Here is a 20,367-nt window from a genome sequence, read left to right as displayed (position 1 = left end):
TACCTTGATTTTATGTTTTTTATGTGACATTGGTGTGTACGGTCGGTTACGGTATGACTATCGTGACGTGACCGTCGGCGAATAGCGACGGCCTTGCGACCCGCAAGTCAGTTATCACTTTCAGCGACCGACAGGCTCGCCGACTAACGCGAACGGATCCCGGACACGCCCCAGTCGGCTGAGGGGGAGTATAGTAACAACTGAAACGATTCACGAACCGATCGCACAGCCGTCGTGCGATCGGGTGTGCATTGACGTTCAGTGGCTACTATCGTTCGCCCTTTCACCGCGCCCTCGAGTCGGAAGCGGATTCGAAACCGCGGGACCGTTCTCAGTGGTCGGTCGAACCGACGGTCTCGAGGTACGTCTCGGCGAGCGCGTCGAGCGCCTCGTGGGCGTTCGTCGAGTGAGGTGCCGTCAGCGGCGAGACGCTGATGCGGCCCTCGACGACGGCCCGGCGGTCGGTCCCCTCGGGGTCCGGAAGCGACTCGGGGTTCATATTCTCCCAGACGCGGTCTTTGAGCGTCACGTGTGCGCCGTTTCGTTCGGCGTCCATCTCGTAGCGCTTCGAGGGGCGGGTGATCTCGAGGGGGGCGGGCTCGCCGTCGGCAACCGGAACGTTGACGTTGAGGTACGCGGCGTGATCGAAGACGCCGGCTCCGAGGGCGTGGTCGACCAGGTAGCTCGTCACGCGGGTCGCCTCGGCGTAATCGGCAGCGGTCAGGTCGGTGTCGGCCAGCGAGGTGCCGTCGGCGGGGACGTACATCGAGGTGGCGATCGCCGGGACGTCGAAGAACGCGGCCTCGACGGCGGCGCTGATGGTCCCCGATCGGCCGAGGACGTACTCGCCGAGGTTCGCGCCCTTGTTACAGCCCGCGACGACCAGATCGGGGAACGGACCGAGTTCGGCCAGCCCCGCGACGACGCAGTCGGCTGGCGTCCCGTGGACCGCATACCCTAACTCGCGCTCGTCGACCTCGACCTCGTGGGAGAGTGAGCGACCGCAGGCGCTGCGGTCGTCGGCCGGGGCGACGACGGTTACGTTGGCGCGTTCCGAGAGGGCATCGTACAACGCCCTGATGCCGGTGCTATCGATCCCGTCGTCGTTCGTCAACAGGATCTCGAGGTCGTCGCTCATATCGGCCTCGTCGGACGGCGACGCGAAAAGACCACCGCTTCTGCAATCGCCGATCGTGACCGATCAGGCAACCCGGTCGACGATCGTCTCCTCGTCGACGACCAGGTTGTACGCACCCTCGTCGTCGTTCCAGAGCGCGAGGGCACCCTCGAACGAGCAGATCTCGCCGTAGTCGGCCTCGAGCAGGTCCCGATTGAGGGCCGTCTCTCTGGTGACGACGGCGTAGTGGTCGGTGTCCTCGCTGCCGTCGCTGATCTTGAACAGGGGGTTCGACCGCCCGCCGCCGCGACCGGTCGCCCCCTCGTCCGACAGCGACCGGCTGAGTTTCGCCGCCATCAGATCGATCCGCTCGGTGACGTGGCGTTCCATCTCGGCCATCTTCGCCCACTTGCCGGTGTTTAACGCCATCTCGATCCGCCGGCGACCGTCGACGCGCAACAGCGAGTAGGAGAACTGGACGTCGACGTTCTCGAACTCGCCGGGGGCGTGGTCGGCGTCGTCGGCCGGCGTCGCCTCGTCGAGTCGGCGCTGGAACGACGGCGTCTCCAGGGCGGGGCGGACGTCGAACGACCAGCCGCGGTCCGACGGCGTCTCGCCGGGCCAGAGGCGAACGGTGGGACCGTAGACCGTCACCGCGCCGCGCCGGTATTTCGCCGGGTCGTCGTCGTTCTCGTCCTCGTCGTCCGTGTCCACTGGGACCTCGTCGCGATCCCACAGCCGCTCGCCCTCGAGGTCGCGTTCGACCTCGCGCAGACCGACGCTCGTGTTCTTATCCGCGGGGGCCATCGCGAGGAGAGTCCCCGCTGGCGCGAGCGTCTCGAGGGCCGATCGCGCGACTGCGACGGGGTCCTCGAGTTCGCTCAGGACGTTACAGGCCAGCACGAGGTCGAACCCGTCGTCGGGCGCGGTCGGGTCGAATCCGGCCGATCCCTCGCCGTCGGCGGCTTCCGCGGGGTCGAACGCCTCGGCGGTCGTCCGGTGGATCGTCGGGTGAACGTTCCGGCCGGTCTCCGCGAGCAGTTCCTCTAGAACGTCCGCGGCGGCGCTGGGTTCGACCGCGCGATAGTCGACCAGGGCGTCCTCGGGCAGGTAGTCACAGAGTCCGAGTGCGGGGCCGCCGACCCCCGCGCCAATGTCGAGGACGCGGAGGTCCCGCCCCAGCAGCCCCCGGTCGGCGAGGTCGTCGAGCGCGTACTGCACCGCCGCGTAGTAGGCCGGCAGGTGATAGATCGCGTAGCCGGCCGCCACGTCGTCGTCGTACTCGACCGACCGGCCCTCGAGGTAATCCGCCTTGAACCGCCGGATCGTCGACCGCAGCAGGTCGCCCGAGACCCCCTCGAACCAGTTCGGTCCGTAGCGGTCTGCCAACAGGTCCTCGAGGCGGCGCTCGTACTCGCTGGGAAATTGCTCGACCGGGCCGCGGCGGGGCCGGACGGGGTCGTCCTCGACCGGGACGAACGTGCCGTCGTCGCGCTCGACCAGCCCGAGGTCGGCGGCCTCCTCCCGGAGGAGTTGCCGGACCACCGCGGGATGTGGATTGCCCGCCACGTACTCGCAGATCTCCTCGGGGTCGATCGGTCGGACGTTGCGCAGGTACTTCGCGTTCGATCGGACGGCTTCGCGTTGGTCACTCATTCTCGGACTCGTTCCGGGTGTCGTGCTCTCCGTGCCAGTTCGCCGCCGCCTCCCGGTAGAGCGCGGCGAGTTCGTCGGCGTCGGCGTCGGCGACCGCGGCGGCGGCGTCGGCGACCGCGTCCGCGCCGTCGAACGTCGCCTGAATGTCGGCGTAGACCCGCGGCGTGCCCGCGGTCACCTGCCGGGCCAACGTCCCCAACTCCTCGTAGATGGGAGTCTCGAACCCGTCGGGAACCGACTCCGCCGCGAGCGCGAACGACAGTACCGCGGCGTGGGTCGCCGCCTGGACCGTCTCCATGGCCTCGTCGTGTTCCGTCGCCGTCGTCTCGACCAGGTCGTTGCCCCGCGTCTCGAGTTCGGCCAGCAACTCGTCGGTGACCGGCCCCGCCCGCTCGCGGACGACGGCGATCGAGCCGGGGGCGCGTTCGGGAGCGAAGAGGGGGTGCAGGCTCGCTCGCTCGAGATCGGCTGCGTACCGTCCCATCGCCTCGAGTGCGGGCGTCATCACGCCCGAAACGTCGACGATCGCCCGCTCGGCCCGGGCGGCCTGAGCCGCGATCGCGTCGGCGACCGCCGTCATCGGAACCGCGAGACAGACCGCCTCGTAGGTCCGGTTCCCCTCGAGGTCGGCGACCTCGCCCCCGACCGTCTCGGCCGCGGCCGCCGCGGCGTCGTCGTCGACGTCGGCGAACGCGATCCGGGCGTCGATCGCGTCCCCGAACCACGACCCCATCGACCCCGCGCCGACGATCAGTACGTCCATCGCCCGCTCCTACCTCCCGACGTTGCAAAAGCCGTTCGATCCGTTCGATCCCGAGATTGCCCGCGACTGGCGGTCTCCCTCGGAACGGACTCGCCGTGGCGAACCGACCCTGGCAGGCGGCGATCGACGGTGACAGGCGATCGGTCCGGTTGTCGTTGTTTGGGCAGGGCTACTTGAGGTAGCGCCACCGAGGAACGGGCATGAAACGGATCGGAATCGTCGGTGCAGGTGCCGGCACAGCGGCCGCGGCCTACGGGCTCGAGGAAACGGTGCCGGACGCCGACGTAACGGTACTCGAGAAGTCCCGCGGCGTCTGCGGACGGGCCGCGACCAGACGACGCGACGGCGCGGTCTACGACTACGGCGCGAACTACGTCAAGTCCGACGACGAGCGGGTCGTCGACCTGCTGACCGAAGTCCTCGACACCGACGGGCTGGTCGATATCGCGGAGCCGGTCTGGACCTTCGACGCCGACGGCGAGGTGTCGCCGGGCGAGGACCGCGACGAGTCCAAGTGGACCTACCGGCGGGGGCTGACCCAGATCGCGAAGCGGTTGTTCGCTCGCACCGACGCGACGGTCCACCGGGAGACGCGGGTCGAACGGGTGATTCGGGACGACGACGGCGGTATCGGAGGGGACGGCGAGCCGGCGGGGGTCTGGCACCTCGAGGATACCGACGGCCAGCGGTGGGGGCCGTTCGACGTCCTCCTGTTGAACCCGCCGGCACCACAGACCGCCGACCTGTTGCGCTCGGCCGACTGGGAGAGCGACGTTCGGGACCGCCTCGTCGACGCCGTCGACGCCGTCCCCTTCCGGACGATCTGGACCGGAATCCTCCACTACCCGTTCGAACTCGAGACGCCCTACTACGCGCTGGTCAACGCGGACAAGGCCCACGAGGTGGGCTGGATCGCTCGCGAGGAGTGCAAGCCCGGCCACGTCCCCGACGGCGAGTCGCTGCTGGTGGTTCAGGCCAACCACGAGTGGTCGGTCGACCGCTACGACGAGCCGCCCGCGGAGAACCTGACGGAACTGGCGGCCCTGACCGCCGACCTGCTCGACGACGAGCGCCTGCGAGAGCCCGACTGGACCGACCATCAGGGGTGGCGATACGCCCTCCCCGAGGACGGCGTCGCCCGCGACCCACTCCAGTTGGCCGAGGCCGACGGGCTCTACTGTCTCGGCGACTGGGTCGCCGGCGAGTCCCGACTCCACGCGGCGTTGCACAACGGCCTCGAGGTCGCCGAGCGCGTCACTGCTCGCCTGTAGCCATCACACCGCGTCCGTGACCGCGTCCAGTACGGCGGTGTCGACGAACAGGACCACGTGATCGCCGCCTTCGACGACCGTCTCTCCCCGAGGCGTGATCAACTCGCCCGCGCGGCTGATCGCGCCGACGACGACACCCTCGGGGAGGTCGGCCATTGCCGACTGAATCGAACGCTCGAAGAGCACGCTGTCGGCGTCGATTTCGATCTCGAGGACCTCCGCACGGTCGGATTCGAGCATGGCGACGTTTTCGGTCCGCCGTCTGCGCGTAAAGCGGGTGATCTCCTCGGCCGTGACCAGCCGGGGATTGACCGCGACATCGATCCCGACCGTCTCGAAGAGGTCGACGTACTCGCCGAACTCGACGACGCCGATCGTCCGCTCGACGCCGATCCGCTTGGCCAGCAGGGAGACGAGCAGGTTCTTCTCGTCGCTTTCCAGCGCGGCGATCACGATGTCCGACTCGGCGACGTGTTCCCGGACGAGGAAGTCGATGTCCGTCGCGTCGCTCTCCAGCACGAGCGTCCCCGGCAGGCGCTCGGCCAGTTCGCGCGCCCGTTCGTGGTCGCGTTCGATCAGTCGGGATTCGAACCCCTCGGCCTCGAGCAGTCGGGCGGTCTGGACGCCGATCTTCGTCCCGCCGACGATGACGACCTCGTTGGCGTCCTCGAGGGCCGGTGCCGGCGTCAGGGCGCTCGCGAACGCCCGGACGCTGGCTTCGGAGCCGATCACGACCGCCGCGTCGCCGGCCCTGATCACCGTCTCGCCCCGCGGCACGACGACCGCGTCCTCGCGCAACAGGGCCGCGAACGTCAGCGATTCGAACCGGTCGGCCGCCGAGACGGTCTCGCCGGCGATCGGACTCTCCGGCCCGATCTCGAACTCGGCCATCCGGACGAGACCGTCCGCGAACGTCTCGACGTCGTGTGCGCCCGGCAGTCCGGCGATCCGAACGATCGTCTCGGCGGTCTGGAGGTCCGTACAGACCATGAAGTCGACGCCGAAAGCCCCCGTCGATCTCTCCCAGGTCCGAAGCAGGGTCGTCTGCCTGACGCGGGCGATCGTGAACGGATCGCCGACCGCTTTGGCGGCCCCGCAGACGACGATGTTCGTCTCGTCGATGTCGGTGCTGGCGATGACCAGGTCCGCGTCCGCGATGTTCGCCTCCCGGAGCGTCCCGATCGCGGTCCCGTCGCCACGGATCGCCAACACGTCCCGGGAGTAGGTGAGCTCCTCGACCCGGTCGCCGTCCGTATCGACGACCGCGACGTGGTGGTCCGACTCGAGACTCGCCGCGATGTTCGAGCCCACTTCGCCCGCGCCGACGACGATCACGCGCACCGACGCCTCACCCCCCGCGGACTCGAGCCGGTGCTGCTGGCGCTCATGGTCGGGGCTGTCGCCGTCGAACGGGAAGACGGTTCGGCCTGCACCTCGCGGCGAGGCAGCGGTCGACGAGCGACTCGAGCGGGCGAAGTCGGCGGGTTGGCCGCTGCCGGCGGTCCGAACCCCTCACCGGATTCGTTCGGTTCAGGGCATTTCGTGGACGGTCAGTTCGACGTCCCGCCGTCGGCCCTCGATGTCCGCGACCAGCCGCTCGACGACCGTTCGTGCCTCCTCGAGCAGTTTCGGCTCGACCTTCCGGACGACCCAGTCCAGCGAGACGAGCCCGGGCAGCGAGATGGCGTCCGCGCTCGCCGAGTAGGGATCGTAGACGGCCTCGAAGTAGATCCGGCTGGCCGTCTCGGCGTCCGGCGGTGCCGACTCCGGCTCGGGTTCGACGCGCCACTCCCCGCGGGCGTCGAGGTGGTTGACGAGCCGCCACGTGAGCGACGTCGGGGCCGAGATGTCGGTCACCCGCGAGCGGGCCGTGTAGCTGAGCTTCCACCACGCCAACTCGAGTTCGTAGACGGAGCCGACGCCGCCGTCCCCGTCGACGCGGACCTCCTTCAGGTGGTCCGTGTACCGCGGGTAGTCGGTAAAGGAGCGGACGTACGGAAAGACCTCCTCGGGCGACCGATGAGCGAGCGTGCTGAGGAGAATTCGGTCCACGGCGGCCGTACGACGGGTTCGAAAGTAAGGATTGTCATCCGATCGACGGGGCGACGCGACCGTGCGGCCTGCCCTCAGCCACTCGATGCCGTCTCGCCCCCGCGGGCGTCGTCGATCGCATCGATCCCGTCACTGACCGCCTCGATTCGGTCCCCGATCGGCGGGTGATGGGTCGCCAGACTGTAGAACAGCCCCGCCTCGCGGCGCGTGTCGTTCGCGTCCGCGAGGCGTTCGAGGGCCGCGACCGTCGCCTCGCGGCCCGCCCGTCGGGCGGCGTAGGCGTCGGCCCGGAACTCCTGCCAGCGCGCCAGCCCGCCCAGCAGGACGACGTGGTAGACAGCGTAGAGCCCCATGAACGGCAGGAAAAAGCCGAGGAAGCCGACCGCCTCCTCGAGCGCGCCGAAGCCGACGAACTCGGCACCGACGATCCAGCCGCCGAAGACGGCGACGGTCAGGAGGCCGCGCTGCCAGAGGTGCCGGCCCGCGACGTGACCGAACTCGTGGGCGAGGATCGCGCGCAGTTCGTCGTCGTCGCACTCGGTGAGCAGGTAGTCGGTCAGGAAGACGTACCGCAGGCCGGGAACGGTGCCCGCGACGAGGGCGTTTGCGGTCTTGGTCGACTCGCCCTCGAGCAGGGAGAGCCCGCGGGGGCGATAGCCCAGGTCCGCACAGAGCCGTTCGACCCGTTCGCGGTGCCGGCCCTCGAGCGGGACCCGGTCCTGAAAGATCACGATCAGGTACGGCGAGAGGCCGAAGCCGACGAAGACGACGGCCCCGAGCCCCCCGATCAGGACCGGCAGCGACGATCCGAAGACCGACCGAATCGCGAAAAAGCCCGCCAGTGCGACCCCGACGGAGACGGCGGTGATCCCCATCACCGCGAGGACTCCCTTGACGACCCGCCACGGCGACGCCGACGTGTCCCGGAGCGAACGCACCGTCGGGTAGGAGCCGAGCGCCATCCCCACGAGCGGCAGCGTGACGATCCCGAACGAGACCAGCACGATCGCGCCGAACTCGAGGACGGCGAGGCCGCCGAGCTCGGGACCGCCCGTCCCGACCGCGGCGAGCGCTCGGTCGATCACCTCGAGCGTGTACAGCCCGATGATCGCCACGATCGGGAGGGCGAAGCCGCCGACCTGCTGGGCGCGGTTGAGGCGGTGGAGTCGGTCTTCGACCGGTTCGTCCAGCCCTTCGACCCGGACGGCGTACGCGCGAAAGCCGAGGAACGGAACGACCGCGAGCGCGATCACGAACGCGGTGGCGACGTACATACTCGATCGTTCACCGGTTCGATTCAAAATACTGTCGGGGAAGACACACTATCTGTCTCGGATTCCGGTGCCCCAATCCCGACGCGACTCGCGTCGAGGCGGGCTCGAGCGCGGTCCCGGCCGTCGCCGCGGTCGACGGAAACCTTCTATACACCGTCCGGTCAACGGACGGTCATGCGAGACGTCTGTATCGTCGGCGGGGGCGTCGCCGGCCTCGCCGCCTCGATCTTCACCGCCCGCGCGGGACTGGACACCCTCGTCATCGACGGGGGCGAATCCATTCTGGCGCGCAACGCCAGCCTCGAGAACTACCCCGGCTTCCCCGACGGGGTCGACGCCCGCCGCTACCTGCGACTGAGCCGCGAGCAGGCTCGCAACGCCGGTTCCGCGTTCGAACTCGGGCGTGTAACGCGCTCGGAACTAATCGATACGAACGATCTCGAGTCCGGGTTCCGCCTCGAGACCGAGGGCGGCGAGCCGCTCGAGGCCCGCCGGGTGATCGCCGCCTCGTGGTCGGACAGCGACTACCTCGTGCCGCTGGACGTGGGTCGCATCCAGCGGGGGAGCAAGCACTTCGTCAGCACCGACGCGGCCGGGCGAACGGCCGTCGACGGCGTCTACGCCGCGGGCCGACTGGCCGAGGAACCCCACCAGGCGATCGTCGCGGCCGGCCACGGCGCGAAGGTCGGCCTCGCCGTCGTCCACGATTCCGACGCGAACTTCTACCACGACTGGGTCGCCCCGGCGGGCTACTTCACCGGCCGCGGCCGCGACGTGCCGCCGGGCTGCGAGGAGATCGACGACAATGAACGGCACCGACGGGACGAACGGGCGCGGGCACAGCTGCTCGAGGCGTTCGACGAACCGTTAGACGAAGCGCCGACGATGCACCCGAGCGTCGAACGGGATTGATCTTCTCGGAGCGGCTTCAGCACCCGTTTACCGTGTTTGCGGTGATGTCGCCGTTGATCTCTGAATTATCCTTGCACTCAACCGTCTCCCCGGTGACGTCGCCCTTGATCACGCCACTATCGCCTTTGAGCGTCACGTCGTTGTCGTCAGCGTGGACATCACCATCGACAGTCGCGTCTTCGACCTCGACACTGCGGCCCGAACCTGTCAGGGAGATCTCTCCGTCAATGATGGCGTCTTGATCTATTAACACATCTTCGTCAGCAACGATCGACCCACTGACTTCGCTATCTTTGAACACGTCGACGCTTTTCGTCGCTTTGATAGTGCCATCGACGACGCTTCCGTCTTTGACATCGACGCCCTTCTGCGTAGTGATATCACCGGCGATCTCGTTTGTCCCGCTTGTCGTGAGTTCCACGGTTTTGGTGACGTTGACCTCGCCCATTAGCGTGGTTCCCTCGTCGATCTGTAGCCCGTTATCTAGTCGATCACCGCCGTCCGTCATTTCACAGGAGATCGAATCGCCGCTGTCAAGTTCGATCGTGGATCCGTCGTCGAAATCGTCGCTGTCGATTACTTCACACCCGTGATCGGCAAACCGCCCACGTAACTCGTAGGTATCGACCAGCGTCTCCGAGCCGATTATTTGTAACACGTCTCCTCTCTCGAGATCATCTGGACAGTCGTTCCCGTCGACAGTCGTCACGTCCCCCTTCTCGAGATTTCCACTCCCGTCCCACGTACCGCAACTTCCCTCGCCCTCGAGTTTGATCTCCGTGCCGTCGGCGGTCAGCCGCTGGACGTCGGTCAGACCGATCGCGACGGTGCCGCTACTGTCTTCCTGATACACCAGATCCGCTCGAGGGGGGCTGTCGACGAAGTCAGTACTCAGCACGGCCGCACCGAGAATTGCCATCGACATCGTGACCATCCCGACCAGGAGGACGGTCCCGATGACGACCGAGACGCCCCGGTCGTCACGAGACGATCGACGCAAATTCATTGGGTGGACTTACTATCACAGTCACTAACTGTTTTCGGTGGCGGCCGCCGGTTGGACCGACGCACGATCGCGGGACGACGGTACGCCTAAAGGGACCCCCTCCGAAGTACCCGGCATGCTCGAGGGAGTCAACGTCGCGCTCGGGGTGACGGGATCGATCGCGGCCGTCAAGACGGTCGAACTCGCCCACGAGTTGCGACGCCGGGGGGCGACGGTTCGCGGTGTGATGACCGACAGCGCGCGGGGGATCGTCCACCCCTGGGCCGTCGAGTTCGCCACCGAGAACGACGTCGTCACCGAGATCACGGGCGGCGTCGAACACGTCGACCTCTGTGGCTACGACGGCTGGGCAGACGTGTTCCTGATCGCGCCCGCCACCGCGAACACCGTCGGCAAGATCGCGGGGGCCGTCGACGACACTCCGGTTACGACCTGTGCGACGACCGCGCTCGGGGCCGACACGCCGGTCGTGATCGCGCCGGCGATGCACGAACCGATGTACGACCACCCCGGCGTCCTCGAGGCCATCGATACCGTCTCGGAGTGGGGCGTCGACTTCGTCGATCCGCGCCTCGAGGAGGGGAAGGCCAAGATCGCCAGCGAGGAGGCGATCGTCTGCGACGTCGCCCGCGCGGCCGGCGATCGCCCCCTCGAAGGCGAGTCGGTCGTCGTCACCAGCGGCGCGACCAGCGAGTCGATCGATCCCGTTCGGATCATCACGAACCGCTCGTCGGGCAAGATGGGGCGGGCGGTCGCGAGGGCCTGTTACGTTCGCGGCGCGGACGTGACGCTGGTGCAGGACGGGTCCGAGGTCCCGTACGCCGACGTCCGCGACGTCGAGAGCGCCCGGGAGATGCTCGCGGCGACGCGGACGGCCTGCGACGACGCCGACGCGCTGGTGTCGGCGGCCGCGATCGGGGACTACACCGTCGCGGAGAGCGCGGAGAAGATCCGTTCGGGCCAGGAGTTGACCCTCGATCTCGAGCCGACGCCGAAACTCATCGACGAGGTCCGCGCCGACTACCCGGACCTGCCGATCGTCGGCTTCAAAACGGAGACTTCCGGCGACGAGGACGCGATGATCGAGCAGGCCCGACAGACCTTAGAGCGGGCGGGACTGGCCTTCGTCGTCGCCAACGACGCGAGCGTGATGGGCGAGGACCGGACGAAGGCGCTGCTGGTTCACGCCGGCGACGCCGCCCGCTACGAGGGGACGAAGGCCGGACTGGGCGGCGAGATCGCCGACTCGATCGCGGCGGTCCTGGGCACGGACGCGACGTCGAAGTAATCGGACAGGTCGGTTCAGGAGAATTATATAGGTGCAGTTCATCGCCCGAACCGATGGGAATACGATCGGGTACGGAACCACACGCGCTGCCGGCCGGGGCCGGCAGCGCGAGGTGATCGCGGTGGCCCAACAACAGCGTCCGCCGGACGCCGACGAGGACGACGGCAGCGAGAGCGACGACAGTGACGAGGTCGACGACCGACTCACCAAGGGGGAGATCTTCGAAGTGCTGCGCAATCAACGGCGGCGGTACGTCCTCCAGTTTCTCAAGCAGGACGACCGCCCCGTTGAACTCGGCGACCTCGCCCAGCAGATCGCCGCCTGGGAGTACGAGACGACCCTCGAGGGCGTCACGCCCGAACAGCGAAAGCGGGTCTATACGACGCTTCAGCAGACGCACCTCCCGAAGATGGACACGTCGGGCATCCTCGAGTTCGACTCCGATCGGGGCGTCATCGAGCCGACCGAGCGAACGCGGGACATCAGCGTCTACCTCGAGATCGTTCCCGGCCGGGAGTTCGCCTGGCGGGAACTGTACCTCTCGCTCGGTGCGATCAGCTGTGCGCTGGTCGCCGCGCTGTGGCTGGAGATCTATCCGCTGACGACGGTCTCGAACCTCGGCTGGACGGCGATCATCGCGGTGACGGTGACGGTCACCGCCGTCGCACACATCTACCACGAACGCAACATGCGGCTCGGTCACGGCGAACAGCCGCCCGAACTCAGCTACGGCGAGCGGTAAGGGGGCCCGAGACCTGCGGAGACGGGGCAAGACGGGGAAGCGATCGGCGTCCGATGCCTGCGATCTCGTTCGCGCGTATCGTCAAGTTTTACTCCGCTACCGTCCCACCGACGACATGGATCAACTCAAGCAGTCCCTGCTCGAGGCCCCGATCATCGAGAAGAACGGCTATCACTACTTCGTCCATCCGATCAGTGACGGACTCCCCAAGCTCGACCCGACCTTGCTACGCGAGATCGTCATCCGGATCATCCGGAAGGCCCAGCTCGAGGAAGTCGACCGGATCGTCACCCCGGCGGCGATGGGCATTCACATCTCCACCGCGGTCTCGCTGATGACCGACATCCCGCTGACCGTAATTCGCAAGCGACAGTACGGCCTCGACGACGAGGTCGCGATTTCCCAGAAGACCGGTTACTCGGAGAACGAGATGTACATCAACGACGTCCGGGAGGGTGAGCGGGTGCTGGTTCTCGACGACGTTCTCTCGACTGGCGGGACCCTCGCGGCGGTGCTGGACGCCCTCGACGAGATCGGGGCGGAGGTCATCGACACGGTCGCGGTCATCAAGAAGGTCGGCGGCGAGAACAAGGTCGACGACGCGGGCTACGACGTCAAGACGCTAATCAACGTCGACGTCGTCGACGGCGAAGTCGTCATTATCGACGAAGAAGGCGACGACTGAGACGTCTCGATACGTCGCGTTAGCCTTACGAGAACCGGCCCGGACTCGAGTCGATGTACCGCCAAATTCCCGTTTTCACCTCTAGAACGATCTCTTCTGTGCATTTGTGTGTCGATCGGTCCGATAAACACCATTTCAACCCCTACTCGTTGTCGACAAGTTTATAATGATTGTATTGGTAACCCATGTTTATGTCCGACATACCGGATGTACCGAATGTAGATCGATCGCGACGGCAAATGCTTGCTCTGCTCGGCGGCAGCGCATCGGTCGGACTCGCTGGGTGTTCGGCCCTCCTCAGCGAGGACGAGGAAGAAGAAGAGGAAACTGACTTCGAGACGACTGAACACGCCGAGAAAGCACAGGACGCCTGGGAGCGTATCGTAGACAACCCGGGTCCCGACGCGGAAGACACGCGTACCGAGGCGTACATCGAGATCGAAGAAGCCGCCCGGGACGACATGGTCATGCTCCCGATGTACCACAGCAAGGGCGAGTTCTTCTGGTACGACAACGTCGACCTCCCCCGGGTCGGTGCCCTCGGTCGCCACCACGTCAAACACAACCGGACCGAAGTCGAGGGCGATTCGGAACTGAACCTGATCAGCGCTTCCTTCGACGAACTGGACCCGATCATGTCGACGGACACCGCGTCCGGCGAGGTCATCGTCCAGCTCTACGACACGCTGACCAACTATCCGGCCGGCGTCGCCGAGGTCGAGAACCAGCTGCTCGAGTCCTTCGAGACGTCCGACGACGGGCAGACGTGGACCTTCACGCTCAAAGACGGCATCCAGTTCCACGACGGGACGGACCTGACCGCCGACGACGTCAAGTACTCGTTCCGCCGGCTCGCCGAATCCGAATTCAGCGAACGGTCGAACTTCGTTACCAGTTCGACGAGCGGCCTCGGTATCGACCACGAGACGACCGACGACGGTGGTATCGTCCCCGACTCGTTGGCGATCGACGTCGTCGACGAGCTCACGGTCGAGATCACCCTTCAAGAGCCGAACCCGGCCGTCCTAGACGTTCTCACTCACACTGGATTCTCCATCGTTCCGGAGGGCATCGTCGGCGATGTCGAAGGGTACGACGGCGAGGTCAGTCACGACGAGTTCCGGACCGAGATGGCCAACGGGACCGGTCCGTTCGAGTACGACGAGTTCAGCCCCGGCGAAAGTGTACGGCTCGTCCGCAACGACGACTTCTACGGGACCGTCGCGAGCGTCGAATCCATCCACTGGGAGATCAACGAGGACCCCGAATCGAAGTTCACCTACGCGATGGAGAAGAACGCCGACTTCTTCGAGATTCCGACCTCGTACTACGACGCCGACCTCATCGACGCCGAGACCGACGACAACGGCCGGGAGTTCGGTACGTACGGGGAGTTCGAGAACGGCGAGACCACGAACTACCTCGCGGTCCCCGAACTCGGCACGTACTATTTCGCGTTCAACGTCACGAACGTCCCCGCACCAGTCCGTAAGGCCGTCGCGTACGTCACGAACCACGAGGAGTTCGTCAACGACATCCTCCAGAACCGCGGCTTCGAGGCATTTAGCTTCACGCCGCCGGCGATGTGGCCGACCGGACGGGACGGCTATCAGGACTGGGTCGACGAGTGGCCCTACGGCGTCAACGAGATGGACCGCGACGGAGCGACGGAGGTCCTCGAGGAGGCCGGCTTCACCGAGGACGACCCGTTCGAGATGGAAGCGACCGTCTACAAGACGAGTCCGGCGTTCCAGGACATGGCCGACGAACTCGCGCGCAGGCTCTCCGGGGTCGGCATCGAACTCGATACCACGACGACGGAGTTCTCGACGCTCCAGGACCGCGGTGAGGACGGCGACCTCGAGATGTACTCGCTCGGCTGGATCTGGAGTTGGCCGGACGTCGCGTACGGCCACTTCGGCTTCGAGCCGAAGAACACCGACACGTCGAAGATGCCGAACGAAGCGACCGGCTACTACCTCGACTGGCAGGCGAACCTGGAAGACGAGTCCTAACGGCGACTCGACCCCGCATCCGGCACCCGTTCTTAAAACAATGAGAAGCGAAATATTTAGATGCGTGTGGAAAAGTCAAATCGGTGTACACGTATGAAAAATTGTTCGAAAAACGACCACCGAACCGTTCGTGAGCGCTTATGAGTCGGTGGAGATACTTCTTCAAACGGCTGCTGCTCTCAGTGCCGGTCCTCTTTCTCGTAATGACGTTCATATTCGTCCTCCTACGGATGGGACCGGTCGACCCCGTGGCCGCTCGACTCGGTCCCGAGGCGTCGGGAGCCGAGGCCGAACGAATGCGCGAACGGCTCGGGCTCAACGACCCCCTCTGGGAACAGTACCTAGACTTCGTGACGAACTTCCTGACCCTCGATCTCGGCAAGTCATGGGTTATTTACGGCGACATGGAGGTGACCCGAGTCATCTCGTTTGCGGGCCCGCCGACGCTCTGGCTGGGATTTTGGGCGATCCTACTCCCGCTGTTTATTGGCATCCCGCTCGGGTTCTACGCCGGGCTGCGGCCCAACAGCGGGGGCGACTACATCGCCTCCGTGGGCGGTATCCTCTGGCAGGCGATGCCGAACTTCTGGCTGAGTATCATCCTCCTCGCCACCCTCCGCAAGACCAAAGGCGGCGGCTGGTTCGGGTTCGACTGGTACACGTTCGGACCGGACATCAGAAGCATCACGGGAACGCCCGAGCTGGCGTTCGTCACGGCTAACGGCATCGACTGGGGGACTCTCGCCAGCGACATCAAACTCATTCTCCCGCCGGCGCTGGTCCTCGGATCGGCCTCGATGGCCGCGGAACTTCGTATCGGACGGACCGCCATCCTCGAGACCATCAACTCGAACTACGTCGAGACGGCCAAAGCGAAGGGGCTGACGAACCGCGTCATCATCTGGAAACACGTCTTCAGAAACGCACTGATTCCGCTGGTGCCGGTCATCACGAACGAGGCGTTCCTGCTGATCGGTGGCTCGGTCATCGTCGAATATCTGTTCAACATCAACGGACTCGGGAAGATCTTCTTCCAGGCGACGGTCCAGGGAGACCTGCCGCTTGCCGGAGCGCTGCTGTTTATCTTCACGGTCGTCATTATCCTGTTGAACATCCTTCAGGACCTCCTGTACACGATTATCGATCCACGAGTGGGGTACGAACGATGAGTGTGAGTGAGTCATTCGAACCGAACGAGACGACAGACGAATCGAGGTCCCTCCGCGAACGCGTCGCCGACAATCCCGGGCCGGCGCGGTTCTGGCTGCTCGGTACCGTCGTATTGGTCGCCCTCGAGTTCGGCCGATACATGGGCTGGGCCCAGCAGCTCGTGGGGGCAATCAAGTACGTCATCGGTCTGGTAGGGTTGATACCCAGCTGGATCGGCGACTCGGTCGGCGAGGCGACCGTTCCGATACTCAGCTACTTCGTGAGCGACGCGATCACGCTGCTCTTGTTGTTCGGAATCTCCGTTCTCCTCACCAGATTCACGTCCCGGTCCGCCGCGGACCGGCTCGATGTCGGTTTGAGCGATCGTCTCGTCCGATTCCTCGAGCGGGCCGTCCTGACCGCCGTCCTGGCCACGATCGCGGTTCTGTTTGCGTTCACGCCGGTCGGCGGACTCGTCAACGGCGCGATCGACGGCGTGTTCAACACCCTGTCGTCGATTCCGACGCTCACGAGCCGCGAAGTCATCTCCAATCAGGGCCACAGAACGCCCGGCGGCGGCTGGGGCGGGACGTTCCTCGGCCTCTCGCCGGCAGTGGCGTGGGGGATTCGGACGTTGCTCGTCTACGCCTACGCTCTCACCGTGATCGTCTGGACCTGGAAAGGGTACACGCTCTTTCGGGATCACTACCGGCAGGCGGACTGGACGCCGCGCGACGACACGCTCCGTCGATTCCGAACCCACTACTGGGGACTGTTCGGGCTGATCGTCGTACTCATGTTCATCGTCACGGCGTTGTGGGCACCGGCCGTCAGCCCCACCACGGCGGACCAGAACATCGCCTCTCCCTACGAGTACGAGATCGAGTACCTCAACGACGACGGCGAAGTCGCGACGACCACGCCCGGGCAGGCGAACCTCAACAGCCAATCGAACGGGCAAAACACTATCGGTCCGATGAGTTACGACGACTACGACCGCTGGGCACCGTTGGGAACGACATCGTCCGGACAGAACCTGCTCACCCATATCGCCTACGGCGCGCAGACGTCGCTGGTGATCGGGCTGCTCGCGATCGGTCTCGGTGGACTGATCGCGGTCACGATGTCGATGCTGACCGCCTACTACAAGGGGATCGTCGACGTCCTGACAGTGATCACGAGCGACACGATCATCTCGATCCCGGCATTTCTGCTCGTGATGATGTTATCGGTCATCTTCAATCAGGGGAACCATCCGATCGCGGAACCGCTCAACGGCGGGCTTCTCCTCGGGCTGATCTTCGCGTTCGTCTACTGGCCGGGGATGTGGCGGACGATCCGCGGCCCGTCGTTACAGGTCGCCGAAGAGGAGTGGGTCGACGCCGCACGGAGCTACGGACAGTCACCGGTGAACACAATGCGTAAACACATGGCCCCGTACATTGCAGGGTATATAATGATCTACGGCTCTCTCCTGCTCGGTGGAATCATCATCTCCACGGCCGCGCTCTCGTTCCTCGGTCTGGGTATCGAAGGATCGACTCCCGAGTGGGGACGACTCATCAACGACGGGCGATCGTTCGTCGGCACGTCGTCGTGGCACGTCGCGACCATCCCGGGACTGATGATCGTCCTCGTGGTCACCGCGTTTAACGCGCTAGGTGACGGTCTCCGGGACGCGATCGATCCGGAGGCTGATACCGGCGGGACCGACGACACCGGTACCGCGGCCGCCGGAGGTGGTGGATAATGTCGGCGGAGACGTCGGCCGAACCCATCCTCGACGTTCGGAACCTCCAGACGGCGTTTTTCACCGACAAGGAGACGATCCGAGCGGTCGACGGGGTCTCGTTCGACATCCGACGGGGCGAAACCGTCGGCATCGTCGGCGAGAGCGGATCGGGCAAGAGCGTGACCGCCCGGTCGGTCATGGGTCTCGTCGACTCGCCGGGACGAACCCTCCAGGGCAGTAGCGTCCGCTTCAACCACCTCGAGACGGTTCGAGAGTACGCCTCGAAGTTCCCGGATCGTACCGTCGACCTCGAGGCGGTGGCGGCCGACTACGACCCGGTTGCCCTGTTCGACCGCGAGACGGTCGATATCACGCCGGCGGCGTTCGGCTACGAGAGCGCCGCTGACGTGCCGCTTGCGGACGTCGTCGCCGCCGGCTACGGCGACGAACTCGGTCTCGTCGACGAGGACGACTGCGTGTTCGTCACGGACGGAAATCCCGATACGCCGACGGAGATCGCCGACGGGTTCGTCGAGATCACGCGTCTCAGCGGCGAACCGCGGCGACTCATGCGCGGCGGACGGATCGCGATGGTGTTCCAGGACCCGCTGACGAGTCTCAATCCCGTCTACACGGTCGGCAACCAGATCAAGGAGTCGGTCCGGCTCCACCAGGGACTGCGGGGCGAGGCGGCGACGCAGGAAGCGATCGAGCTGCTCGAGGCCGTCGGCATCCCCGACGCTCGTCGCCGCATCAACGAGTATCCACACCAGTTCTCCGGCGGGATGCGTCAGCGAGCCGTGATCGCGATGGCACTGGCCTGCGAACCGGAGTTGCTGATCTGCGACGAGCCGACGACGGCACTCGACGTGACGATTCAGGCCCAGATCCTCGACCTGCTCGCCGAGCTACAGGCAGAGCGGGACCTCTCGATGATGTTTATCACCCACGACATGGGTGTGATCGCGGAGATCACCGATAGAGTAAACGTCATGTACGCCGGGGAAATCGTCGAAACGGCCGGCGTAAACGAACTGTTCGCGGATCCGAGGCATCCGTACACGCGTGGCCTGCTCCAGTCGATCCCGGGACAACAATCCGGTGACCGGCTCCAGACGATCGAAGGGAACGTCCCGACACCCAACGAACCGGCGACGTCCTGTCGGTTCGCACCGCGGTGTCCGAAGGCGTTCGACGAGTGCGACGCCGTTCATCCCGTCCCGGTTTCGGTCGAGGAGGGGACCGACGATCACACCGCGGCGTGTTTGCTCTGCCCCGGCGACCGCTCGACGAACGAGGCGGTCGACCAGCATCGACGACGAAACGCGAGACGGACCGGAGGCGATACCGAATGAGTCACGAACTGAGCCAGGAGCCGATAGCGACCGAGACCGACGTACCGACCGACAGCGACGGCGACGTGATGATCGAAGTCGAGGGGCTGAAGACCTACTACGAGGACGGCGGCCTCCTCGGTGGAACGCCGGTCAAGGCCGTCGACGGTGTCTCGTTCGATATCCACCGTGGCGAGACGCTCGGTCTCGTCGGTGAGTCCGGATGTGGCAAGACGACGCTGGGGCGAACGCTCCTCCAACTCGAGGACGCGACCGACGGCGAGATCCGGTTCGACGGCGTCGATATCACGACCCTCGAGGGCGACGATCTCCACGAGTGGCGGCGAAACGCCCAGATGGTGTTTCAGGACCCCGACTCGAGCCTCAACGACCGAATGACGATCGGCGAAATCGTCCGTGAGCCGCTGGACGTTCACGAGTGGGAGACGCCGCAAGCGCGTCGCCAGCGCGTCAAAGAGTTGCTCGATACCGTTGGCCTCCAGCGCGAACACTACTACCGCTATCCCCACCAGTTCTCCGGCGGCCAGCGCCAGCGGATCAGTATCGCCCGCACGCTGGCTCTCGAGCCGGATTTCGTCGTCCTCGACGAACCGGTCTCGGCGCTCGACGTCTCGGTGCAGGCCGAAATCATCAACCTGCTCGAGGATCTGCAAAACGAGTTCGGGCTGACCTACCTGTTTATCGCACACGACCTCTCCGTCGTTCGCCACCTCTGTGATCGGGTCGCGGTGATGTACCTCGGGAACATCATGGAGATCGGGCCGACCGAGGACCTGTTCACCGATCCGGCGAACCCGTATACGCACGCGCTGTTGTCGGCGATCCCGGAACCGGATCCGACCGTCGAGCGCGACCGTATCACGCTCCACGGAACGCCGCCGAATCCCCGATACCCGCCCGCCGGCTGTCCGTTCAGCACGCGCTGTCCGGCACGAATCCGCCCGGCGGAGTATCGCGACCTCGACGACGAACTCTGGAATCGGCTCAACACGCTCCGCGACCTGCTCAGCGAGCGCCAGCGCGCGGACCGCTCGGTTCGCGATCGACTCCGCGCGGCAGTCGGGAAAGACACGCGCTTCGGGACGGTCGAGGAGACCTACGACGAACTGTTCGGGGATCAGGAGGTGCCGGCACGCGTCCAGTCGGTTCTGGACGAAATCGCGACTCTCGCTCGAGACCACGACGAGGGAGAGGCGATCGCCGTCTTCAACGAGGCGTTCGGCAGCGTCTGTGACGACGAACCGCCGGCGTATCACGACACGAGCGACGGCGGGCACCAGAGCTACTGTCACCGCCATTCCGACGAGTATCGGTCCCCGGACGCCGTCATCGAGAACCGCCACGGGTGAC

General features: G+C 65.7%; 17 protein-coding genes and 1 pseudogene. 10 read left to right on the top strand and 8 right to left on the bottom strand.

The window, feature by feature from the left end:
- Window positions 1–331: 331 nt before the first annotated feature.
- From surE to A6E15_RS12330, 3 genes are all read right to left on the bottom strand, one after another.
- Window positions 332–1,138, bottom strand: coding sequence for a 5'/3'-nucleotidase SurE (gene surE, locus A6E15_RS12340; RefSeq protein WP_076146606.1), 807 nt, complete (start codon window positions 1,136–1,138; stop codon window positions 332–334).
- A 63-nt stretch (window positions 1,139–1,201) separates the two neighbouring features.
- Window positions 1,202–2,773: a small ribosomal subunit Rsm22 family protein gene (locus A6E15_RS12335; protein WP_076146604.1), complete on the bottom strand. Its 1,572-nt coding sequence runs from the start codon at window positions 2,771–2,773 to the stop codon at window positions 1,202–1,204.
- Window positions 2,766–3,536, bottom strand: a complete 771-nt coding sequence (locus A6E15_RS12330; RefSeq protein WP_076146603.1) for a prephenate dehydrogenase — start codon at window positions 3,534–3,536, stop codon at window positions 2,766–2,768. The genes A6E15_RS12335 and A6E15_RS12330 overlap by 8 nt, the downstream gene beginning before the upstream one ends.
- A gap of 200 nt (window positions 3,537–3,736) precedes the next feature.
- Here A6E15_RS12330 and A6E15_RS12325 point away from each other — a divergent pair, with 200 nt between their 5' ends.
- A complete protein-coding gene (locus A6E15_RS12325) occupies window positions 3,737–4,807 on the top strand; it encodes an NAD(P)/FAD-dependent oxidoreductase (protein WP_076146601.1) in 1,071 nt (356 codons plus the stop codon).
- A gap of 3 nt (window positions 4,808–4,810) precedes the next feature.
- On the opposite strand, the gene trkA is transcribed toward A6E15_RS12325, so the two are convergent.
- From trkA to A6E15_RS12310, 3 genes are all read right to left on the bottom strand, one after another.
- Window positions 4,811–6,148 (bottom strand): Trk system potassium transporter TrkA, encoded by a 1,338-nt coding sequence (gene trkA / locus A6E15_RS12320; RefSeq protein WP_076146599.1) that lies wholly within the window; start codon window positions 6,146–6,148, stop codon window positions 4,811–4,813.
- 189 nt (window positions 6,149–6,337) lie between these two features.
- Window positions 6,338–6,859 carry an SRPBCC family protein gene (locus A6E15_RS12315; protein WP_076146597.1) on the bottom strand — a complete coding sequence of 174 codons (522 nt, stop codon included), beginning with the start codon at window positions 6,857–6,859 and terminating at the stop codon, window positions 6,338–6,340.
- A gap of 74 nt (window positions 6,860–6,933) precedes the next feature.
- Window positions 6,934–8,133 (bottom strand): M48 family metalloprotease, encoded by a 1,200-nt coding sequence (locus A6E15_RS12310; protein ID WP_076146595.1) that lies wholly within the window; start codon window positions 8,131–8,133, stop codon window positions 6,934–6,936.
- Between the two features lie 174 nt (window positions 8,134–8,307).
- On the opposite strand from A6E15_RS12310, the gene A6E15_RS12305 reads away from it, so the two are divergent.
- Window positions 8,308–9,045 (top strand): NAD(P)/FAD-dependent oxidoreductase, encoded by a 738-nt coding sequence (locus tag A6E15_RS12305; protein ID WP_076146593.1) that lies wholly within the window; start codon window positions 8,308–8,310, stop codon window positions 9,043–9,045.
- Window positions 9,046–9,061: 16 nt separating this feature from the next.
- On the opposite strand, the gene A6E15_RS12300 is transcribed toward A6E15_RS12305, so the two are convergent.
- Together A6E15_RS12300 and A6E15_RS21700 are read right to left on the bottom strand one after the other, a co-directional pair.
- Window positions 9,062–9,754: a bactofilin family protein gene (locus tag A6E15_RS12300; RefSeq protein ID WP_245800604.1), complete on the bottom strand. Its 693-nt coding sequence runs from the start codon at window positions 9,752–9,754 to the stop codon at window positions 9,062–9,064.
- 123 nt (window positions 9,755–9,877) lie between these two features.
- Window positions 9,878–10,051, bottom strand: a pseudogene (locus A6E15_RS21700) (type IV pilin); the annotation flags it as partial.
- 115 nt (window positions 10,052–10,166) lie between these two features.
- Between A6E15_RS21700 and coaBC the strand changes: the two are divergent.
- The 8 genes from coaBC to A6E15_RS12260 all read left to right on the top strand — a co-directional run bounded on the left by coaBC (window position 10,167) and on the right by A6E15_RS12260 (window position 20,366).
- Window positions 10,167–11,339 (top strand): bifunctional phosphopantothenoylcysteine decarboxylase/phosphopantothenate--cysteine ligase CoaBC, encoded by a 1,173-nt coding sequence (gene coaBC, locus A6E15_RS12295; RefSeq protein ID WP_076146590.1) that lies wholly within the window; start codon window positions 10,167–10,169, stop codon window positions 11,337–11,339.
- A 112-nt stretch (window positions 11,340–11,451) separates the two neighbouring features.
- Window positions 11,452–12,081 carry a DUF7344 domain-containing protein gene (locus A6E15_RS12290; protein WP_076148327.1) on the top strand — a complete coding sequence of 210 codons (630 nt, stop codon included), beginning with the start codon at window positions 11,452–11,454 and terminating at the stop codon, window positions 12,079–12,081.
- Between the two features lie 115 nt (window positions 12,082–12,196).
- Window positions 12,197–12,766: a hypoxanthine/guanine phosphoribosyltransferase gene (gene hpt, locus A6E15_RS12285; RefSeq protein ID WP_076146589.1), complete on the top strand. Its 570-nt coding sequence runs from the start codon at window positions 12,197–12,199 to the stop codon at window positions 12,764–12,766.
- A gap of 239 nt (window positions 12,767–13,005) precedes the next feature.
- Window positions 13,006–14,781: an ABC transporter substrate-binding protein gene (locus tag A6E15_RS12280; RefSeq protein ID WP_076146587.1), complete on the top strand. Its 1,776-nt coding sequence runs from the start codon at window positions 13,006–13,008 to the stop codon at window positions 14,779–14,781.
- 140 nt (window positions 14,782–14,921) lie between these two features.
- On the top strand, window positions 14,922–15,950 hold the full coding sequence (locus A6E15_RS12275) for an ABC transporter permease (RefSeq protein ID WP_076146585.1): 1,029 nt from the start codon (window positions 14,922–14,924) through the stop codon (window positions 15,948–15,950).
- A complete protein-coding gene (locus A6E15_RS12270; protein WP_076146583.1) occupies window positions 15,947–17,680 on the top strand; it encodes an ABC transporter permease in 1,734 nt (577 codons plus the stop codon). The genes A6E15_RS12275 and A6E15_RS12270 overlap by 4 nt, the downstream gene beginning before the upstream one ends.
- The gene (locus A6E15_RS12265; RefSeq protein ID WP_076146582.1) at window positions 17,680–19,017 is read left to right on the top strand and encodes an ABC transporter ATP-binding protein; all 1,338 of its coding nucleotides are present in this window, start codon (window positions 17,680–17,682) and stop codon (window positions 19,015–19,017) included. The genes A6E15_RS12270 and A6E15_RS12265 overlap by 1 nt, the downstream gene beginning before the upstream one ends.
- A complete protein-coding gene (locus tag A6E15_RS12260) occupies window positions 19,014–20,366 on the top strand; it encodes an ABC transporter ATP-binding protein (RefSeq protein WP_076146580.1) in 1,353 nt (450 codons plus the stop codon). Before A6E15_RS12265 ends, A6E15_RS12260 begins: the two co-directional genes overlap by 4 nt.
- Window position 20,367: the final 1 nt, after the last annotated feature.

Origin of the sequence: Natrinema saccharevitans (genome assembly GCF_001953745.1) — an archaeon.
Lineage (GTDB): Archaea > Halobacteriota > Halobacteria > Halobacteriales > Natrialbaceae > Natrinema > Natrinema saccharevitans.
Note: the sequence above shows the minus strand (reverse complement) of the source record. Positions and strands in the feature narration are given on the sequence as shown.